The sequence below is a fragment of the Spartinivicinus poritis genome (genome assembly GCF_028858535.1).
GTDB lineage: Bacteria > Pseudomonadota > Gammaproteobacteria > Pseudomonadales > Zooshikellaceae > Spartinivicinus > Spartinivicinus poritis.
On record NZ_JAPMOU010000020.1, the window covers coordinates 88,316 to 108,705 of the forward strand.

13 protein-coding genes and 3 tRNA genes are annotated in these 20,390 nt (G+C 42.8%); 13 read left to right on the plus strand and 3 right to left on the minus strand.

All coding sequences use genetic code 11. The annotated features are described in order from the left end of the window. Positions 1-87: 87 nt before the first annotated feature. Positions 88-8,226, minus strand: a complete 8,139-nt coding sequence (locus ORQ98_RS15935) for a LamG-like jellyroll fold domain-containing protein (RefSeq protein ID WP_274689797.1) — start codon at positions 8,224-8,226, stop codon at positions 88-90. A 354-nt stretch (positions 8,227-8,580) separates the two neighbouring features. Here ORQ98_RS15935 and ORQ98_RS15940 point away from each other — a divergent pair, with 354 nt between their 5' ends. Further along, on the plus strand, positions 8,581-8,721 hold the full coding sequence (locus ORQ98_RS15940; protein WP_274689798.1) for a hypothetical protein: 141 nt from the start codon (positions 8,581-8,583) through the stop codon (positions 8,719-8,721). 45 nt (positions 8,722-8,766) lie between these two features. Here the strand turns inward: ORQ98_RS15940 and ORQ98_RS15945 are convergent, their stop codons facing one another. After that, positions 8,767-9,141 (minus strand): hypothetical protein, encoded by a 375-nt coding sequence (locus ORQ98_RS15945; RefSeq protein ID WP_274689799.1) that lies wholly within the window; start codon positions 9,139-9,141, stop codon positions 8,767-8,769. Between the two features lie 234 nt (positions 9,142-9,375). Here ORQ98_RS15945 and ORQ98_RS15950 point away from each other — a divergent pair, with 234 nt between their 5' ends. Together ORQ98_RS15950 and ORQ98_RS15955 are read left to right on the plus strand one after the other, a co-directional pair. Continuing rightward, entirely contained in the window at positions 9,376-9,789 is a 414-nt protein-coding gene (locus ORQ98_RS15950) for a VOC family protein (RefSeq protein WP_274689800.1), read from the plus strand. Between the two features lie 156 nt (positions 9,790-9,945). Continuing rightward, positions 9,946-10,224, plus strand: coding sequence for a TMEM165/GDT1 family protein (locus ORQ98_RS15955; protein ID WP_219340088.1), 279 nt, complete (start codon positions 9,946-9,948; stop codon positions 10,222-10,224). Positions 10,225-10,429: 205 nt separating this feature from the next. Here ORQ98_RS15955 and ORQ98_RS15960 read toward each other — a convergent pair whose 3' ends face one another. Next, positions 10,430-12,085 (minus strand): electron transfer flavoprotein-ubiquinone oxidoreductase, encoded by a 1,656-nt coding sequence (locus ORQ98_RS15960; protein WP_274689801.1) that lies wholly within the window; start codon positions 12,083-12,085, stop codon positions 10,430-10,432. Between the two features lie 554 nt (positions 12,086-12,639). Here ORQ98_RS15960 and ORQ98_RS15965 point away from each other — a divergent pair. The 10 genes from ORQ98_RS15965 (at position 12,640) to ORQ98_RS16010 (ending at position 20,379) form a co-directional block, all read left to right on the plus strand. Further along, positions 12,640-13,395 (plus strand): electron transfer flavoprotein subunit beta/FixA family protein, encoded by a 756-nt coding sequence (locus ORQ98_RS15965; protein ID WP_274689802.1) that lies wholly within the window; start codon positions 12,640-12,642, stop codon positions 13,393-13,395. After that, a complete protein-coding gene (locus tag ORQ98_RS15970) occupies positions 13,396-14,325 on the plus strand; it encodes an electron transfer flavoprotein subunit alpha/FixB family protein (protein ID WP_274689803.1) in 930 nt (309 codons plus the stop codon). It abuts the gene before it with no gap. A gap of 318 nt (positions 14,326-14,643) precedes the next feature. Further along, positions 14,644-15,291 carry a UvrY/SirA/GacA family response regulator transcription factor gene (gene uvrY / locus ORQ98_RS15975; RefSeq protein ID WP_274689804.1) on the plus strand — a complete coding sequence of 216 codons (648 nt, stop codon included), beginning with the start codon at positions 14,644-14,646 and terminating at the stop codon, positions 15,289-15,291. 179 nt (positions 15,292-15,470) lie between these two features. Then, a complete protein-coding gene (gene uvrC, locus ORQ98_RS15980) occupies positions 15,471-17,315 on the plus strand; it encodes an excinuclease ABC subunit UvrC (RefSeq protein ID WP_274689805.1) in 1,845 nt (614 codons plus the stop codon). 97 nt (positions 17,316-17,412) lie between these two features. Beyond that, positions 17,413-18,000, plus strand: coding sequence for a CDP-diacylglycerol--glycerol-3-phosphate 3-phosphatidyltransferase (gene pgsA / locus ORQ98_RS15985; protein WP_274689806.1), 588 nt, complete (start codon positions 17,413-17,415; stop codon positions 17,998-18,000). Positions 18,001-18,133: 133 nt separating this feature from the next. Next, positions 18,134-18,209, plus strand: a tRNA-Gly gene (locus ORQ98_RS15990). Between the two features lie 9 nt (positions 18,210-18,218). Further along, a tRNA-Cys gene (locus ORQ98_RS15995) sits at positions 18,219-18,292 on the plus strand. Positions 18,293-18,336: 44 nt separating this feature from the next. After that, positions 18,337-18,424 (plus strand) — tRNA-Leu (locus tag ORQ98_RS16000). Between the two features lie 426 nt (positions 18,425-18,850). Continuing rightward, complete coding sequence (locus tag ORQ98_RS16005; protein ID WP_274689807.1) at positions 18,851-19,429, plus strand: contractile injection system protein, VgrG/Pvc8 family; 579 nt, start codon at positions 18,851-18,853, stop codon at positions 19,427-19,429. Between the two features lie 332 nt (positions 19,430-19,761). After that, a complete protein-coding gene (locus ORQ98_RS16010) occupies positions 19,762-20,379 on the plus strand; it encodes a TIGR04141 family sporadically distributed protein (RefSeq protein WP_274689810.1) in 618 nt (205 codons plus the stop codon). The last annotated feature ends 11 nt before the right edge of the window (positions 20,380-20,390 follow it).

Here is a 20,390-nt window from a genome sequence, read left to right on the forward strand (position 1 = left end):
TGTTTGGTTAAGTATAGTTGAGCACTGTACTTATAAAAAAAAGCCCAACATGGGTTGGGCTTAACAGACTACTCATTAATGCTATTTTTATTCGGGAAAGACTTCATAATACTGTGATAGTAATTTAACGATATCATCACTGGCATCTTGTACTTCAGGTAGGTAATTGGTGATAGCCATACGCACTTTATTAGCAAAATTACCGTATTGATAGTCCAATTGTGTTGCAGGCTTTACATAAGGCTCAAGTCGTTTGATTAATGCGTAATTACTGTTAATCCGTGCTGCACTTAAGGCTTGAGGCAGGCTATTGGTTTGAGGATTGGCTTCAACCTCTGGCAATATCCGGCTAACAAAGGTCACCCGGTGCATAATCCGCCATGGGGCCGCTTTATCAGTGTCATTGGCAGCTTGATCAGCAGCAATCGCCTGACGCAGCGCAACGGCGTTGGCATCATTACTTTCAGCCAGCCAGTTGGCATCGACCACTTTATTAGCAAAGTGCTCAAAGTTTTCTGTTGAGCCTTGCAAGAAATAACTATTAAACCGGTAAGCATCCACTTTACCGGGTCTGGCCACGGCCTCGCCATTGTTAAATACACCTTCACTGACATTGACCCCATGGTGGCTGGCTTCTGCTGAATTACCGGCATACAACTGCAAGTTACCCGATACCCCCCCGGTGCTGACATCAACACTGAAGCCTGAGCTTGCGTTTTTCGACTTATGGGCGGTGGTGGTGAAGCTACCACCTGCTTGTGCTGATACCCCAAAGGTAAAGCCCACACCGGCTAATAGTGGTGTAAACTCTGCCTTAATGCCGCCACTGATAGCAATGGTATTGCTGCCGCTGAATTTCTCACTCACTGCATCCATGACTGAGGATGACTCAGTGAAAAAGCCGCCTGCTGCTGTCCATACATAGGTGTTAACCAGGTTCTTCCGGTAGGGGGTAGGTAAGTCAGGTGCATTCTGGCCTATGTAGCCACTTTCTAGCCCAAAGTCCTGATAGTCTACCCGGCGCTCGTCTTCTTCTAACTCGATACGTTGTTTAAGGGCATAGGCTTCTTTAGGTTTGTAGTAGCTGTATTCTCCATAGTGAGTGGACTCTGTGTAGTGCTCATCGGTATTGACCACATATTGATTATTTTCGAATTTATAACCTAACTTGCCATCCAAAGTCCCTTGTTTGGTATAACGAGGGTTAATGGGGAAGGTGATGACGTTATAATCCTCAGGGATATCGGCATTGAGCACAGTCCGATAGGCTACTAACACACCGTTATGGGCTAACCGCAGGGCATACACATCGGCAGTTTGTGAGCGTACTAAAGCCATGCCGATATTATCTGGCACAAAGCGTTTTTCGGGTAGAGTGTAGGTACTGCCATCACTACTGTTTTGCTCCACGGTGCCACCAAGTTCCAGTACGGTACTCTTACCTTTATGTTCAGTACTGCTGTAGCTGATTTCTTCGGTTCGGGCACCATTGAAGTCTACCCCAAAGTTAACATGGATTTTTGACTCGAACTTACCGACGGTTAATTCGGTACCAAAACCTAAGGGGGCGAATAAGCCTTTTGCTTCAAAAGAGGTGGTTAAGCCGCCGTAGAAATTGGTATTAAAGAACCAATCGTCTTTTGAGCCAGTGGCGTATGAGTAATTAACAGAATCGGCTTGCTTAAATTCCACTTTACTCGCACCGGTATAGGGGAAACGCCCATTACTATGACCGGTTAGGTTTTCACCCGGTACGGGTGGTGCACCTTCAATAAAACCGATCACCTGTGGATTCGTTTGTACTTGAGAAACCCATTCAGTGATTAGGTTACCGACTTTAAAACCGGTAAATATCCGCCAGGCGCCGTCTTTAATGACTGAGTAGGCGCGTTTAAATACCGCTTGGAGTTCATTATTACTATCAAATTGAATATCACTATATTCTGCAACAGCTGGGGTACTACTGGCATCGGTTTGGAAGGGAGTGGTGACGTCGGCCAGGGTATTGCGGAATAGGGGGGCATCGATGCTCACTGGGGCTTTAGAGGCTTGCCAATGATAGGCGGCATCACCACTACTTAAGGCCAGGTTAACATTGCGACCGGACTGATCAGTAATGGTATTAGCCGTTTCTAAGTCAAAGGTGTAGTAGGCCAATAAATCATCCCGCTCGCCCAGTAGACGCCGGAACATATTGTCTTGAATTTCTTCCTCAGTGCGTGCGGTTTTCCAAAGTCGTAACTCGTCAAGTACTCCTTTGTAGTAGTGGATATCTTCGGCACCGTGGTCGTCGGTACGCCGGCCAATATAGAAACCATTATGGATTTGTGAGCTGGCTTCTTCAGTAACATCAGTGACCTCATCACCATTGACATAAAGCTTGATGTAAGAGGCATCACTATCAGGGCTACGGACCCATTTAACCACTGAGTTATTGTCAGGGCGTGCATGGTTATTGCTGACTGAATCCTCTGCAATGGAGCCGTCGCCTTCTTCAAACTTCCAGTGGGCAATTAAACCATTGTTGCCGAGATTCTGGACTTCTCTTCCTGCCTGACTGGCTTCAAGGGCGCTACTCCACAAGCGGATTTCTGCGACCGTGCCTTCTAGTTGGCCTTTAAACCGAGTGAGATTGCTATAGCCGAAGTTGCCTTGGTTACTGCTAGACACACTGGCATCCGCTGATTCAAAGTGAGCCACACCAAAGGTGACGTCTGTTGAGCTAGTACGGACATTGACTTCCCGATTATCACTGTAGTGGACATAAGCAATGGTATTCGCTGGTGCAGATTGTGAGCCCGCTGGACGGTTATACTGCACATTGCGGCTATTGCTGGTGCTAAGGGTTTTCGCTTGGCCATCCACATAAATGCGCACTTCAACCCATTTGGTTTGCAGACTGCCAATATCATCGAGAATATTACTCACGTTACTGATGCTGTAATTATTACCGCCGGTATTAGTGACTGAAACGCTGGCATTATTATTACTGCTGGTGTCTTCGCTAACAAAAGCCCGGGTGACAGTGATTTTGTGGAAGTCATCTGCTGATAAGATAGCGTTTGTTTCTACATAGTAGACATTGTCATCTTCATCGGCGAAACGATAAGCCACTTTGCCATTATGCAAGAATAAGCCAAAGTTAGAGCCTTTATTGACCAGTGCTTGGGTTTGGTTGGTGCTCGTACGTTGGACAAAACACTCGATAGTACAGTCGCGAATCATGTCTAAGGTACTGGCATGGGGTACCCGTAGCCCACGGTTTTGCTCACCAAACTTAATGGCTGTTGATTGCTTGTATACTAACGACAGGTGATACCATTGATTAAAGTCGTAACGGGTGTTGGACCTGACATGCTTGTCTTGCACTTCCGCCCGAATGCGAAAATCAGTCGCATTATCTTGATCATAGTAATCTAAGAACACACTGAATAAATGATCGGCGTCGGTGCGGTAATAAATTAAACATAACCGGTCGCGGATGCTGTTTGAGCGTTCAGGCTTGATCCAGGCTTCAATCGATAGGTCCTTATCACTATGTAATAAATGGTCAGAAACCCCATCAGCAAATGTCAATTGAGTTTGTTGGCCATCAAAATACAGCGCGGTACCTTGCCCTTGGGTACGCCATTGCACAGGTTTAATCACGGTACTGTTGGAAGTGATATTAGCATTAATCAACTTTTGGGTATGGGAGCCTGGGTTGAGGAAGAATAAGCGGGAACCGTTTTTTACCCCAGGCTTTTCATTCTCAGTCATCACAGAGGCATAGTTATACTCATCATTAATAGTGCCTACAGGTGTATTAGCATTAATCTTGCGCGCTTGGCCATTGAGAATTCTGGCTAGTAATTGCGGATCTCTCGGGACATCGCTCCAGGTTTCTCTTAAGTTGAAATTGCTATTGACTAGACTGAGATTGCAACGGTCAGCAACAGAGCCATCAGTAATACTAATGACGGTTTGTGCAAGCTCCTGTCCGGCATGTTGAGCGATCAATTTAACACTACTACTGCCTTCTGTTGATAAGTTATAACTAACTCGCTCAGTTAAGGTATTCAAATGAGAAGTAAATAATGATCCTTGTTGGTCGGTATAATAGAGGTTGACATTGCCAACAACACTATCAACAAGTCGAGGGTTACCTTTAGCATCTGCTTGAGTCAGGGTAGCACCACTGATGGTTAAGCCATTAGCATCGGAATGTAACAGTGGCATCACAATGGATTTTTCACCCTGGATTTTATCGTTAATGACATCGATCTCGTTGCGTAACTGCTGCAGCTCATCAATTGCCGTATTCAGCTGGCTTTGCGTATTATTTAATGCGGCTTGTTCAGTAGCAATATCACTGTCGATGGTTGCATTGAGTGACTCTATTTCATTGGTAAGGTTTTGCACCTTAACTTCTGCTTGGTTACGGTGATATTGGATAAGATCGGTGTAGACAATAAATGATGAAATGCTTGGTTCAGGGTTTTGTTTTACATTTAGGCCAATACCATCATTCACTACACTGCTAAAGAAATAGAGTGGTACTTCATAACAAGCACAGTGTTGGTTTGAGTAGTTTGGTGAGTTATACGCATAAATATCATGGTAATGTGTGTGCCTTAAACCAAAGGATTTCACGTTGTTATTAAAACCACTCAGGTCGCTTAAGTCGGCAACGCCTATTCGATTACTCCAAGTTTGAATCTCTACGCTACCTGACGTGTATTCATTTTCGGTTATAGTATAGGAGCTGCCTTGCTGATCGTACTCAGTATAGAGGGTGATAGTAAATGGTTGCGCGAGTTCATTGCGTTTTGTAGTGGCTAAGGAGAGTTCTGTTTGCTTGTCAGGGATACTTAGCTTTTGCTCATTGAGCTGGCTGAGCGTATTATTGTGCTGGGTAACTTGTGCTTGTAAGGTCTCAATGGCTGTGACTTTTTGCTTAGCTAATGCATCTTTAGCTTCCCGTTCAATTAATAAGTTAGGAATATTAACTTCGGCACTATTGGATTGCACTTCAGGTAATACTAGCTGAGTAGGCGCCAAAGCCAATTTACCGTGACGACTAATACCAAAATCTAAGGTATCGACTTGGCGATTTTCTACCACTTGGCTGTTAGCGGGAGTCGTTGCTGTGCTTACCGTTAGTAATACCCGGGGTAGGGTTTTCATGGGTTTGCTTGCCGCATCATAACCCGTAGCGGCATTTTCTTGCTGATAATAAAGAGCAGCATCTAAGCCTTCAACCCGGCGTAATTTACCATTATTTTGGTTAGCACTGTAATTAACGCTAAAACTAAAGCGGTTAATGCCAGCTTGCTCACCAATAGGGGCGGATGAATTTGTCCATAAGTCATTGGTACTACCAGAAGACAGTTGTAGGGTACCATGGAGACTATTGCGACTGTAATCCAATAAATATTGGCCTTGGCCTTCATCTAAACGGTAATAAGCAATTAAATTGGTTTCATTACCTAACAGGCGATAACGTCGATTTTCACTGACTTCTCTGGCTGATAAAGCACGGCTCCAAATTTGTACTTCATCCAACTCACCGATAAAGTGCTCGGCTAGTTGCAGCTGAGTGCTGGCACTATCGGAGAAGGTTTCAGGCATAGCCAGGGATTGGCCTTTAATAATGCCATCTTGATAGATCATCACTTTATTGGCTTCTTTGACAATGGCTAAATGATGCCATTGGTTAGCGGTTGTTAATACATCACCAACAGTAAGCTCTTGGGTGCCGATTAATACGGTTAAATGACCGGTTTGACTTAGGGTTACGGTCACCTGGCTGCCATTGCTAAATAACACTGCATTTTGATTTAGTGGGGTATTATTTCGACGTAGCCAGAAGGTAACACTGCCATTTTTAATATGACTGAAAGCGTTGGTATTAATTTGTAAAGAGGCCTGATCGTTAAAGATTAAACCATAGCTGGCAAAACCATCATTGGTTTTAACCGGGACTAAGTCATTACCCTTGGTGTCCTTCCCAGGCTTTGATTCAAACACTGATTTGCGCAGCTCTGGGTCGGGACTGGTATAGAACTGAGTGCCCAAGAAATTAAATAAACCTTCTTTGGCAACTTCAATACTGTAACTGTCAATCAGACGACTACTGTTGTTATAAGCAAAAAACTGCCAGCGTTTTATATCGGCTATCGCCGTGGGTACTTGGTTAACACTGAATGCACCAAAGCTTAAATTATTAATAAAACTCAGTTCTTGAGTGGGCTCATAAAATACCTTGCCTTCTAAATCAACGGTATCTCGAGCATCTTTACTATTGTCTGGAATTAATTTTTTCCGGCTGTGTTGATAACGTGTTTCTCGTTTTAAATTGAGTTGGCTGCCTACCATCACAAACCGATCCGCTAACAGCGTGCTATCCACAACAGCACGATTATTTCGGCTAGGTACATTGGTATCTGTGCCATGTAAGGCTTGGCGGAAAATAAAAATATGCTTACCATCAGACAATGCTTTAAATGGCGCTTGGGCTGTCAGTGCCCCCGTCGATGACTTCCAGCTGGCTAAGGCTTGTTGTTCTTCACCACTCAGCCCATGGGTTTCATGGGCGACTAGTTGACTGGTGGTGACTTTAGTCATGGTAAAATTATTACCGGCTAAGAAACCCACTTCGGTAATTTCAGCGGGGAAAGGCAGCAGTGAAGGCGTGGCAGGCCAATAGTTAACATCAAGTGCTTTATTATTTGCACTGGTTTGACTCACTTCTAGCTCACCACTGTCAGTTGGACTATTACTTTCAGCATTATTAGGATTGAGTACGGCATAATAGATTTTACGCTCACTATCCATGGCGAAGGCAACCAGGTTACCTTGGTGGTTTACCATATCGGTATAAATAAAATCACGATGACTGTATTGGGCTGTGAATTGCTTTAACACCTCTGGAGGTGAGTCTTCATGCATATCCCGTTGAATTTGCTCAATGAGCAAGGGTCTATCATAAACCCGTACATTATAAATCGACCCGTCGAAGCGGTTAGCTAATTTCCCTACTAATAAGGTGCTATTAGCCGCAAGGTAAAAATCGGATGGTGCCTGGCCTTCATCTGTGAGCACACCATTTTTGTATAAACGGCAGCTGTTGCCTTCTTTAACCCAGGTGATATGGGTCCATTGGTGTTGCTGGAAATAATTAGAAGCAAAGAGACCTGTTACCAATGACCCTAAGTTGCCATTATTATTTTCATAGAGAATATAACGTAGTTGGTTGTTGGCTATTTCGAGACCTAACGTAGTCGTTTCTCCATTGGGGCCATTGTCACGATGACCAAGCAACCCAAATTGACCACTATTGGTTTGTGGTTTTACCCAAAGTGACAGGGTAAAAGAGTGGTTATTGGTAAAGGGGGATGGACAGCTAAAATGGCCATCAGATGTTTTTATTACTTTTGGAAATAAATCATCTGTTGTGCAAACCGTTGGTGCTGTTGTCGCATCAAACTGGCCATGGTGTAAGCTATCTGACATATCAGGCACAGTTTGATTATGTATTTTAGCAAAATTTAAATGTAATACTTTGTTACTGGGCTGGTAAGTACCTCGATCACTGAGGAGGTCGGCAATAATTGCCTGATTGGTTTGTACTTCGTCATAGACTCTCAAATGGGCTAAACAGCCCACAAAGTAATTGTCGATATGGCCAATGTGATAGTCGACATCTTCTTTAAAGTAACATTGTGCTGGGGCAGTTGATTCTTTAAAAAGAATACCATTACGGTAAATACGACTGTTGGTTCCTTCTTTTACCCAGGTGATATGAACCCATTGGCTTTCTTCCGTGAACATGTCATAGGCATTGTGAACTACCCTTGCGCCTGGTGTTTGTACATCGTTATTGTGATGGTCGTATATGTCATAATGCAGGTAACCACCAGGACCTACCCAGAGACTGGGGAAACGGTCTAAAGAAGTAATGGTATTTTGACTGGGCTCGATTTGGCGGCCAAAAATAGCATGGTATTTATTATTAATCAGAGTCGGTTTGGCCCATACCGATATGGTAAAGTTCTGGTGATTGGTAAGAAAAGCAGGAACGCTTAAATAGTCATTGCCACTAAAATAAAGGACTTGACCAAGGTAGCTATCTGTAACGACAGCAGGTTCACCTTGTGCGACAGTTGCATGGCGATTATTACCAGAAATATCTTGAACCTGTCCGCCTTCAGCAGTAGCGAAGTCAATGTGTAGTAGCTTGGCCATAATTCCTCCGTGAAGTGACCATGTAACGTCTAAATGCCTATTGAGTACCAATAGGCTTCCTTGAGACAAGATGTAGGGTTAGTTTAATAAATGGATTGTAGAGCAGAGTTAGAGAAAATCTGGAAATATTAGAATAAATTAATTTGAAGATTATAAGACTGTCTTGGTGGTTGACAATGGTCATATAGTTACGTTAAGTTAGCGGCTCCTTCAATAAGCAACGCTTTCAGACATCGGCCCCTGAAAGGTATTCAAGATTTTCGGCCGTTTTAAATGTATCAATGCCAGCAGTGTAATTCCCAGGTAAGTGCCAATACACCTTCCTACTCGTTCGTTATAAAAAAACGTAAACAAATGTATCCCAAACGCCTTCAGGTGAATGTTCATCATAAAGAGGGAAAAACCAAGACAACCGATGATCCTGGTGGAACAGGGTTTGAAATTATCAAAGAAATAGCCGTGTGCCGCGCTTGCTATGATACACTTCGAGAATAGATTTTAAATTAAACGGCTATTGTAGCCGTTTAACTCATGATCATATTATCCAAGGGCAATTATTTCGCCGTACTTTCCAGGCGCATAATAATTTTCACCGTTGGGCTTATAAACTCTAAATCGTTGCCAGTCAGATAATTTATTATCAGCAGGTTGCGCAACATAACCTTCACGGCACTGACGATTAACCGCTGAATAATCTTCTTCAGATACGCTCATATATTTAAAATATTTACCCCACACGATAGGACTTTCATGCCATTGACCGGAAATCGTGACATAATTGTCGAAGTTATTTTTTAACCAATACCAGTCTTCACCATCAGGTGTTGCACAAAAGACGTAGGTCCAGGCAGCGTGGGCATTTGTTTGAATTAGCAGCAATAGTACCAGGGTGATCGTTAACCGAATTTTGTTCATTGAAATGTTTCCAATAACAGCTAAAAATGAATAATTCTATTGTCGTATAATAAGTTGCCATATAGGTTTTATGTAGTGAAATGTGTCTGAATCGTAATTAAAGGTGCTCATATCAGACTGGCTGTCAATGATGTGTGAACCCAATGTGAAAAATATCCCTCCTGACAGAATGCTGTCAGGAGGTACCGTCTAAGCTATTGGTTGTTGACTATCACATTGATAAGGAAGAATAAAATGTCAGATGATATGCCAAGCATTATTTCACATGTGTCTATTGGTACTAATCAGTTTGAGCAGGCGGTAAGTTTTTATGACAGAGTATTAGAGCCGCTGGGGTGTCGTCGAGTTATGGAACACCCTGGAGCCGTTGCCTATGGTAGGCAGTTTCCAGAGTTTTGGGTACAAGCACCTATTGATGGGAAAGCAGCCACTATTGGCAATGGCACTCATATAGGTTTTTTAGCGCCTTCCAAGCAAGTGGTGGATGCATTTTATCAAGCGGCAGTGGCAGCAGGTGCAAAGGAGGAGGGGGCGCCAGGCCCACGACAAGAATATGGTGAGCCGTACTATGGCTGTTTCGTGCGAGATTTAGACGGTCATAAAATTGAAGCGCATTTTTGGGATATGTCATTAATGCCTGCTAAATAGGTTATTAGCGGTGCCTATCAATCAACCAATGACAAACGCATATACCCGTCAGCTTGCGCAGAGGCCATAAACAATTATTAGAGGTGCCCTATAGACCCTGATAAATAGGATAGCTACAATCTTTGCCCTCAGTAGCTGCCCCTCTTGGGAGAGTTTATGTCATTGGACCCTAAAATTCTTTTTACTGTATTTAGTGCGGTATTTATTGCTGAATTAGGCGATAAAACTCAACTAGCAACCATGTTATTTGCTGCAGATAAGCAGGTGAGTAAATGGACTGTCTTCATTGGTGCGTCATTGGCGTTAATTGTAGCGTCAGCCATTGGCGTATTAATGGGAAGTTTGTTAGCGAATTATATTAATGAAAAATATCTCTCTTACATGGCAGGTTGTGCATTTATCGTTATTGGCAGCTACACCCTCTATCAAGCTTAAGGGCGCCTTTAATAAATGAGGTTGTCGCAAAACTACTGCGCTTGCAAATACGGCGTTAAAAATCGACTCAAAATGCTCGTTTATTAAGTATAAACTCCGCCTTTTCGCCGATTTTTGCCTTGCCTTTGCTTCGCTCATGACCTTTTGCGACACCCTCAAATAAAAAGGGGCTTAAGCCCCTTTTTATATCTTTCTCGAAGGATTTTTACATATTAGGGTAGTTTGGTCCTCCTGCCCCCTCTGGCGTCACCCAAGTAATATTCTGTGCAGGGTCTTTAATATCACAGGTTTTACAGTGCACGCAGTTTTGGGCATTAATTTGGAAGCGTTTACCCCCTTCATCAGCCTCTACCACTTCATACACGCCAGCAGGGCAGTAGCGTTGTGCCGGTTCGTCATATTTAGGTAGGTTTTCCCGAATGGGCAGGTCTGGGTCAGTTAATTTTAAATGGCAAGGCTGGTCTTCTTCATGGTTGGTATTAGAAATAAATACCGAGCTGAGTTTATCAAAGCTGATTTGGTTATCTGGTTTAGGGTAGTCAATTTTTTTGCACTCAGCTGCTGGCTTCATTTGTGCGTAATCAGGTTTTAAATCATGCATGGTGAAGGGCAGTTTGCCATTGAATATATTTAAATCAATATAAGCAAAAGCAGCTCCTAAAATATTGCCAAACTTGTGCATGGCGGGGCCAAAATTCCGTTGCTGATACAGCTCTTTATAAGCCCAGCTGGCTTCATACGCTTCTGTAAATTCAGTAAGCTCTGGCTTCGCCTCGGTCGCTGAAGACAAAGCGTTAAAAATAGTTTCAGCGGCAACCATGCCTGACTTCATTGCGGTATGGGAGCCTTTAATTTTGGCAAAGTTTAGCGTGCCTGCATCACAGCCAATTAATAACCCGCCAGGAAAAGTCATTTTAGGTAATGACTGGATGCCCCCTTTACTAATCGCTCGGGCCCCATAAGACACACGCTTACCACCTGCTAAATAGTGTTTAACGACAGGATGCTGTTTATGTCGCTGGAATTCATCAAAGGGGCTAACGTGTGGGTTTTCATAGCCTAGGTCAGTGATTAAGCCCACAACAACTTGATTATTTTCCAGGTGATAGAGGAACGAGCCGCCATGGCTGCCACTTTCTTTCAGTGGCCAACCGGTTGTGTGGACGACTAAACCGGGTTGATGTTTTTCAGGCGGAATATCCCATAATTCTTTGATGCCAATTCCGTAGTGCTGTGGCTCTTTACCTTCATCAAGCTTGAATTTGGCAATTAACTGTTTACCCAGATGGCCACGGCAGCCTTCAGCAAATACAGTGTATTTGGCATGTAACTCCATGCCAGGCATATAGCTGTCTTTTTGCTGGCCATCATGACCAATCCCCATATCCCCAGTAAGCACTCCCTTAACGGTACCTTTATCGTCGTATAATACCTCTGCTGCCGCAAACCCAGGGAAGACTTCAACGCCCAGGCTTTCTGCCTGTTCAGCTAACCAACGACACAGGTTGCCTAAGCTGATAATGTAGTTGCCTTCATTATGCATGGTTTTTGGTATTAACAATTGCGGGACTTTAATCGATTTTTCCGCATTATTAAGCACATAAATATCGTCTTGCGTCACGGGGGTATTGAGAGGTGCCCCTCTGTCTTTCCAGTCAGGAAATAATTCGGTGAGAGCAGTTGGCTCTAAAATCGCACCAGATAAAATATGAGCGCCCACTTCGGAGCCTTTTTCAACCACACATACAGTTAATTCTTGGCTTGCCTCTGTTGCTAATTGCATTAGCCGACAGGCGGTGGCTAAACCTGCAGGACCCGCCCCGACGATGACTACGTCAAACTCCATCGATTCACGTTGCACTATGAAATCTCCTACCCAGGCTAAGAGCTATCTTTAGGGGCTAATCGTTAAATGGTAGCTTGAAGATAGCTGTATTGTTATGTCAGACTACGGTCGATTTTAAACGCTTGTTTTAATTTTGTCTAATGGGCACAATAAACTACTGTAGTGTCATTGAATGTATGGTGGCATTAAATGATGAGGGTACCCAGTCGATGGTACTCAATTATAATGGCACTCAAATTAGGATGACACCTAATGGTAGTGGCTGTTACTAATACGACAGCTATTAATACAACAGCCAAAACAGTGCCAGTGGTAAAACAGGCTTGGTAAGCCATAAGGTTACCAAATTATGTATGCAGCAAGACAGGTATTTTTATTGCTGTTTAAGCGAATAGCGACTAGTTAAAGTGGCTAAATCGTTTTCAACGGGTGGTCTCTTGACCTGCTATAGCAATCAGTTCAAGATACTTCCGAATTTTGTCGCACAAGGATTGTCGTATTTTTTGTGCCGATTATTAGTTACCTGTTGATAACAGGTTTTTCACCCACGAACATGATACGAGGAATCCATGAAGATTCTTGTAGCGGTCAAGCGCGTTATCGATTACAACGTGAAAGTTCGAGTCAAGCCGGATAATAGTGACGTTGACTTAACCAATGTCAAAATGGCGATGAACCCATTTTGTGAAATAGCGGTTGAAGAAGCTGTTCGCTTAAAAGAAAAGCATAAGGATGCGGCGGTTGAAATTGTTGCGGTTTCGCTAGGGCCTAAAGAGGCACAGGAGCAGATTCGCACTGCATTAGCACTGGGGGCCGATCGCGGTATTTTAGTGCAATCAGATGAAACTTTAACCTCATTAACGGTGGCTAAAATTCTGAAAGCTATTGTTGATGAAGAAAAACCCGACCTGGTTATTTTAGGTAAACAGTCTATTGATACCGACAATAACCAAACAGGCCAAATGTTGGCAGCATTGGCTGGGTTGCCTCAGGGTACTTTTGCTTCAAAAGTTGAGTTGACAGATGGTAAGGTGGCCGTCACTCGGGAAGTGGATGGTGGCTTGGAAACCGTTGCACTGCAACTGCCTGCTATTGTTACCACTGATTTACGTTTGAATGAACCACGTTATGCCTCATTACCCAATATCATGAAAGCCAAGCGGAAGCCACTGGATACTAAATCACCTGCTGACTATGGGGTTGAGGTGGAATCAACCATCAAAACCCTAAAAGTCGAGCCGCCGACTGAACGACAAGCAGGTATTAAGGTAGCCAGTGTTGAAGAGCTGGTTGATAAGCTAAAAAATGAAGCAAAGGTGATTTAAATGAGCGTACTGGTTATTGCAGAGCACCATCAAGGCAAACTTCATGGCGCTACCCTAAATGTCGTCACTGCGGCGAAAGCGATTGGTGGGGAAATCGATATCCTGGTAGCAGGACACCAGTGCGGTACAGTTGCCGATGAAGTAGCCAAAGTTGCTGGTGTTAATAAAGTGTTGGTTGCTGACCAAGCGGTATATGCCCATCAGCTGGCAGAAAATATCAGCTTATTGGTGGCTGAATTAGGCAAAAACTATGGACATATATTGTCTGCTGCTACGACAACCGGCAAAAACTTTATGCCGCGGGTGGCAGCTTTACTCAATGTTGATCAAATATCCGATATTATTCGGGTTGATAGTGCGGATACCTTTGCTCGGCCCATCTATGCAGGCAATGCCATTGCTACCGTACAATCCAGTGCGGCGACAAAAGTGATTACCGTGCGCACTACTGGGTTTGATGCTGCCGCTGTTGAAGGTGGTAACGCAACGATTGAGCCTTTAAGTACGAGCCATGATGCAGGCACCTCTAGCTTTGTGGGTGAAGAGATGGTTGAGTCTGATCGCCCTGAACTGACAGCGGCAGATATCGTGATATCTGGTGGTCGTGGTATGGCTAATGGGGAAAACTTTGCCATGTTGTACAGCCTGGCCGATAAACTTGGGGCAGCAGTGGGTGCTTCTCGGGCGGCGGTGGATGCTGGCTTTGTTCCCAACGATATGCAGGTAGGGCAAACGGGTAAAATCGTTGCACCTAATTTATACATCGCTGTGGGTATTTCTGGTGCTATCCAACACTTGGCGGGTATGAAAGATAGTAAAGTGATTGTGGCCATTAATAAAGATGAAGAAGCTCCCATTTTCCAGGTGGCTGATTATGGTCTGGTGGCTGACTTGTTTGAGGTCGTTCCTGCCTTGGAAAAACTGCTATAGAAAGATCATCACTTCTCTGCCTCGTTTGGTTATTTTGGTGAGTGAAGTACCAAACGAGAGACTAGTGGTCTATGTACCACTAGTAATTATCTTATTAAATGAATATTTAACCAAAAGAATCGGAAAATTAGCCAAATTTTTGTTCTTATAACAAAAAGGCGCTATTCAGTTAATTTTCATTCTGATATGTTTACAGCTTTGTAAACCAGAGTCTGTTTTGTTATTTACACTGTTAAGTGGGCAAGAATTTCCCAATCTAGAAAAAGACGCTAGATTTGTTAGGTGCATGTTTAGTTGGTTAATGCCGAGGAGTCCCTTTTGATCAATATTCTTGTGGCGGATGACCATGACTTGGTAAGAACCGGTATTACCCGGATGTTGGCAGACGTTGATGGTATTGAAGTGGTTGGTGAAGCTTCTAGTGGTGAAGAAGCTGTCGAGCTGGCCAGAAAGCTAAAGCCAGATGTAGTGCTGATGGATGTCAAAATGCCAGGCATTGGTGGTTTGGAAGCAACAAAAAAAATCAATCGCCTTGGGCTTGATATAAAAGTGATTGCAGTGACGGTTTGTCAGGATGAGCCATTTCCTTCCCGTTTGTTGCAAGCCGGTGCCGCAGGGTATGTGACCAAAGGTGCGGACCTGTCTGATATGGTAGATGCTATTCATAAGGCTTATCAGGGTAAACGTTATATTAGTCCTGATATTGCCCAGCAGCTGGCACTCAAGCCTTTCCAACAAGATAATGCTTCCCCTTTTGATAGTTTGTCTGAACGTGAAATTCAAATCGCAATGATGATTGTTAACTGCCATAAAGTGCAGGCTATTTCTGATAAGCTGTGTTTAAGCCCAAAAACAGTGAACAGCTATCGCTACCGTATTTTTGATAAACTCAATATCAGCAGCGATGTTGAGCTAACTCTGTTAGCGGTGAAGCATGGCATGCTTGATGCTGAAGCCATGAATTAGCACAATGTGTTTACTTGTGCATAAATAACCTACCTGCTAGCTATTCTCTGCTGTGTTTTATAGCGTTTTTTAGCCAATGTCAGCTACCTTCGGGTGGCTTCTCATTTTCTAGTGTTACCGTTACACTGGTATCAGCGCACGTATTTTCCATTTCTCGACGAACTCATTAAGTCATTGCTGTGAATGCAGAAACCTCATTAGACTTTGATTACAAAACATTTTTAGCTGGTTTAACCCAAAAGCCTGGTATTTATCAGATGTATGATAACGCAGAGCAGGTGTTGTATGTGGGTAAAGCAAAAAACTTGAAAAAGCGGGTTAGTAGTTATTTTCGTGCCTCGGGATTAACGACTAAAACCATGGCACTGGTGAGTAAAATTGCTCACATTGATGTGATGGTTACCAACAGTGAAGCTGAAGCACTTATTTTAGAGCAAAATTTAATTAAGCAATTTAAGCCGCCTTATAATATTTTGCTGCGAGATGATAAATCCTATCCTTATATTTACTTATCCAGTCAGGATACGTTTCCACGACTAACGTTTCACCGAGGTAAAAAATCGTTACCAGGCAATTACTTTGGACCGTTTCCCAGTTCTGGGGCGGTACGTGAGAGTCTTAATTTACTGCAGAAGGTGTTTAAAGTTCGTCAGTGTGAAGACAGTTTTTTTAAAAATCGCTCCCGCCCCTGTTTGCAATACCAGATTAATCGTTGCAAGGCCCCTTGTGTTGGCTTGGTATCGGAAGAAGAGTATCAGCAAGATGTGGCTCACTCTCAATTATTCTTGGCAGGAAAAAATCAGCAGTTGATTGCCATGTTAGTTGAAGAAATGGAAGCGGCTTCCCAACAGTTACACTTTGAACAAGCAGCACAGTTACGTGACCAAATTCAGTACTTACAACAAGTGCAAGCTCATCAAGCAGTGAGTGGTGAGTCAGGAGATGTGGATGTGATTGGTTATGCCAGTAATGGTGAGCTAGGCTGCTTAGTGGTGATGTTTGTGCGAGGGGGGCGCGTGTTAGGCCAAAGAAGCTTTTTCCATTCTCTTGGGGCAGAACAGAGCCAGTTGGAACAAATTTCGGCTTTTCTATCGCAGTTTTATTTATCTGTCAGCCAAGTTGATTATCCAAAAGAAGTGGTATTACCCACTGCACTGCCTGATAGTCAATGTTTGTCAGATGCCATTAACCAGCAGGCTGAACATCGAGTGTTGTTTAAACATCAGGTGCGGGGAGAGCGGCGGCAATGGTTACAGCTGGCAGAAAAAAATGCGACCCAGCAACTGGCTAGTCGCTTAGCTGATAAACAGCAAGTAGCTGATCGCTTAAACTTGCTGCAGCAAGGGCTAGGTATAGACACTATTAGCCGTATTGAGTGTTTTGATATTAGCCATTCCAGTGGAGAGGCTACGGTTGCTTCTTGTGTTGTATTTGGTTTGCAAGGGGCCATCACCAGTGACTACCGGCGTTATAACATCAAGCAGGCAGTGGCAGGTGATGACTATGGGGCCATGGCAGAGGTCCTTCAACGGCGTTATCAAAAAGCCTTGGTAGATACTGAAGCTGTATTGCCTGACTTGGTGCTGATTGATGGTGGCAAAGGGCAGCTAGCCAAGGCTCAGGAAGTTTTTACTGAGCTGCAGCTCAGTCACATTAAACTGGTGGGGGTAGCCAAAGGGGTTACTCGAAAGCCTGGCTTGGAAACCCTATGGCTTTTAGATGAGCAAGGGCAATTCAGCGAAATACAGCTGAAAGAGCCTGGCGTTTTATTATTGATTCAACAGGTGAGGGACGAGGCGCATCGGTTTGCGATCACAGGGCATCGCCAGCGGCGAAGTAAAGCTCGGCAACGTTCTCAGCTTGAAGACATCCCAGGTATCGGCGCCAAACGTAGGCAACAACTGTTGAAGTTCTTTGGGGGAATCAGTGGCGTCAAGCAAGCCTCTGTTCAAGAGCTAAGTAAAGTGCCGGGGGTGAGTCTAAAGCTGGCTGAGGTTATTTATAATACTTTACATCCAGAATAATCCCTCTAATATCATGCACGTTCCTTAAAAAGCAACCAAGATAAACAAGCTATTAAGCAAACTGAGCTTTTAGTAAAACAAGAATACTCGCTGTTATATGAATATCCCAAATATTTTAACCTCCTTACGAATTATCCTGATTCCCATTATTGTGGTTGTTTATTATGTGCCAATGCCTTGGAGTTACCATGTTAGTGCCATTATTTTTGCCGTGGCCGCTGTCACTGACTGGTTTGATGGCTATTTAGCCAGAAAGCTCAATCAAACGACACCTTTTGGTGCATTCTTAGATCCAGTAGCCGACAAGTTAATGGTGGTAGCTGCCTTAGTACTATTGGTAGAAGAGCATGCTAACTTTTGGTTGACCTTGCCTGCATTAATCATAGTAGGTCGTGAAATTGTTATCTCTGCGTTGCGAGAGTGGATGGCAGAGTTAGGCAAGCGTACCAGTGTGGCGGTATCTTTTGTGGGCAAATTGAAAACAACGGCACAAATGCTGGCTATCTTTGTTTTGCTAACCGCACCAGCCGGTATTGAGAGTACAGGTTATTTTATTGGCTTTGGATTGCTGTATCTGGCAGCCATTCTTACGCTTTGGTCTATGGTCGTGTATTTGAAAGCCGCTTGGCCTGACTTGGATCCTTTTAACAGCACGCATCAAGTAACCACAACCAATGATGAGTGATGTATGTAGCAATAAATGTGTTTAATAAAACTGCAATCTGTTGTGTTTTTGAGCGATTAAACGAAAGAAAAAATTATTTGCAAACAATAGCTTGACATAAAAACCTAGTTGCCTAAAATACGCAGCACTTGAAGCGGGAATAGCTCAGTTGGTAGAGCACAACCTTGCCAAGGTTGGGGTCGCGAGTTCGAGTCTCGTTTCCCGCTCCAAAAAAATATGGCTGGGTGGCAGAGTGGTCATGCAGCGGACTGCAACTCCGTGTACGCCGGTTCGATTCCGACCCCAGCCTCCATATTTTTTAGTAGTAAGCAGTAACGTTAGAAAGTTTGAAGTAAAGCCCGGGTGGCGAAATTGGTAGACGCAAGGGACTTAAAATCCCTCGGATTAATAATCCGTGCCGGTTCGACTCCGGCCCCGGGCACCATATATAGAGAAGGCCAGTGCTTAATAAGCACTGGCCTTTTTGTTTTTGTGCTGCTTTGTAGTATTTTCATAATATCCAGTATGAGCGCTTATACAGCACTATAGGGCGATAAGTTACTACTACTTATGTGTGATGGCTAAATTTCCTCCCCCCCCATTATTTAACATTCGTTTAGTTTTAATGCCATGTATGGTAAGCAAAACCTGCTAAGGCGAGTTTTTAATTACGTGGATTAACGTTAAATTATTTCCGATGGAAATAACTATAGTTGCAACCGCTACACCGTTTCAGGTGAAAGATGACAGTTGGTTTAAGAAAAGGCGGTCACAGTCCTATGAGCAATATACACTCGGTGTGTTATTTTGAAATACCGTAAAAAAACACGGTTTTTTACCTCGCGTCGATCCAGCATTAGCTAAAATTATAGTGACTCATGTCGATCAAACCGACGAAACGGATATGTCGTTTATTACCCGTTTAGCCAGGCAGTATGATGCGGTAGCCAAACCTGTCAATAAGCTGTATGTACTGGCTAAAAAAGGACAGCTGAAAAGCCTATCGGGTAAAAAGTTATCGACTGTTAAAGTTGGTTTGCCTGCCAATAACCAGCCGACAAATCATAATTTTATTAATGCACATGCCACTTTACCGAGTAGAGGTAAATATCATGGTGTGGTCACTCTCTGGTGGGATGGAAAAGCCGCTAAGGAACGAGAAGTGAAAATAGGCAAACCTGCCTATAAAAAACTACGACACCTGTTTGATAGTGAAACCAAAGCCAGAGAAATTGGTGAAAGTCAGTTAAGGAAACTCGGTCGTAAAGGTGTGAATGTTTCCTTAGAAATGTCAGCGAATCCGTTGTTAGTCGCTGAAGGCCTGATCGAGTTAGATGGGAGTTTTCCAGCTCATATGCATGGTAAGTGGTCAATTGAGCGGGTGATGTATAGAGGCAATAAATCGATGGGCTGTCGGTGTTCAGTGAGTGCGGGTGTCGTCGTAGAATAAACTTTATATACAAATTTAAGAGAAAATAAAAGTGTCACAAATATTAGAAAGAGAGATGTTGATTTGAAATAGAGTAGTATATTTTGTAGCTGTTGGAATGTTAGATTTTTAATCGAAAATAATTTTATATATGTATTATCCTATAAGTTTAATTGTTAATAAGCCTGCATAATGACAAAATATAATATATATAAAATTAAAAGTAGTGTAATAAGTGGCCTGTTAGAAAAATTAGAAAAATCTGGTCTAAAGTTGGTGTACAATAATGTGCATAAAAATACAGATTTCAATTTTATTTCTCTGTTAATCCAAGTTCAACAGGAATTGAGTGGATAGAAGATTATAAAGATTTTTTGAGTGGTTGTGATGTATTTGGTGAAAATAAATCATATTTTGGGTGTCTTGTTATATCAAAAAAATACTCTATTTATGCTATAAGTCTTGGGAAAACACACTTCTATCTAAACAATTTTTGTGATATTGATTTTGGACTTAACCTTGCTGAAAGAATACTGGATTATAATGAATTAAAAATAAAACAATCTAGGTTCTTAAATAGTAATAAGAAAAAATCTATTACAAGTTTTGGTTCAGGGAGCGAGTTTATTTATGATGCTGGTGAGTCTATGCATTTTATAAAAGGAGAAACAGTAAATAAAGAAATCTGGGGCAGTCCTGTTAGTTTTGGGCATTCTATACATTTAAAACTAGATAAGAAGCCTGTTGAGTTAGTGAGTACTATAGAAGAAATTGAAAGAACATTAAATAAAGAGCCCATTGTATCTTTACCCAAAGTTGAAGCTATTCATGATCCTGAAATAATTAAAAAATTAGATTTTAAATTGTACAGTGCAATGAAGGCAGAATTAGATCAAAAGTTAAATATAAACCTAATTATCACTATACCTAAGCCATTAGCTGCTGTATATTTGAACAGTATGGCAATTTGATTGAGAAGGTA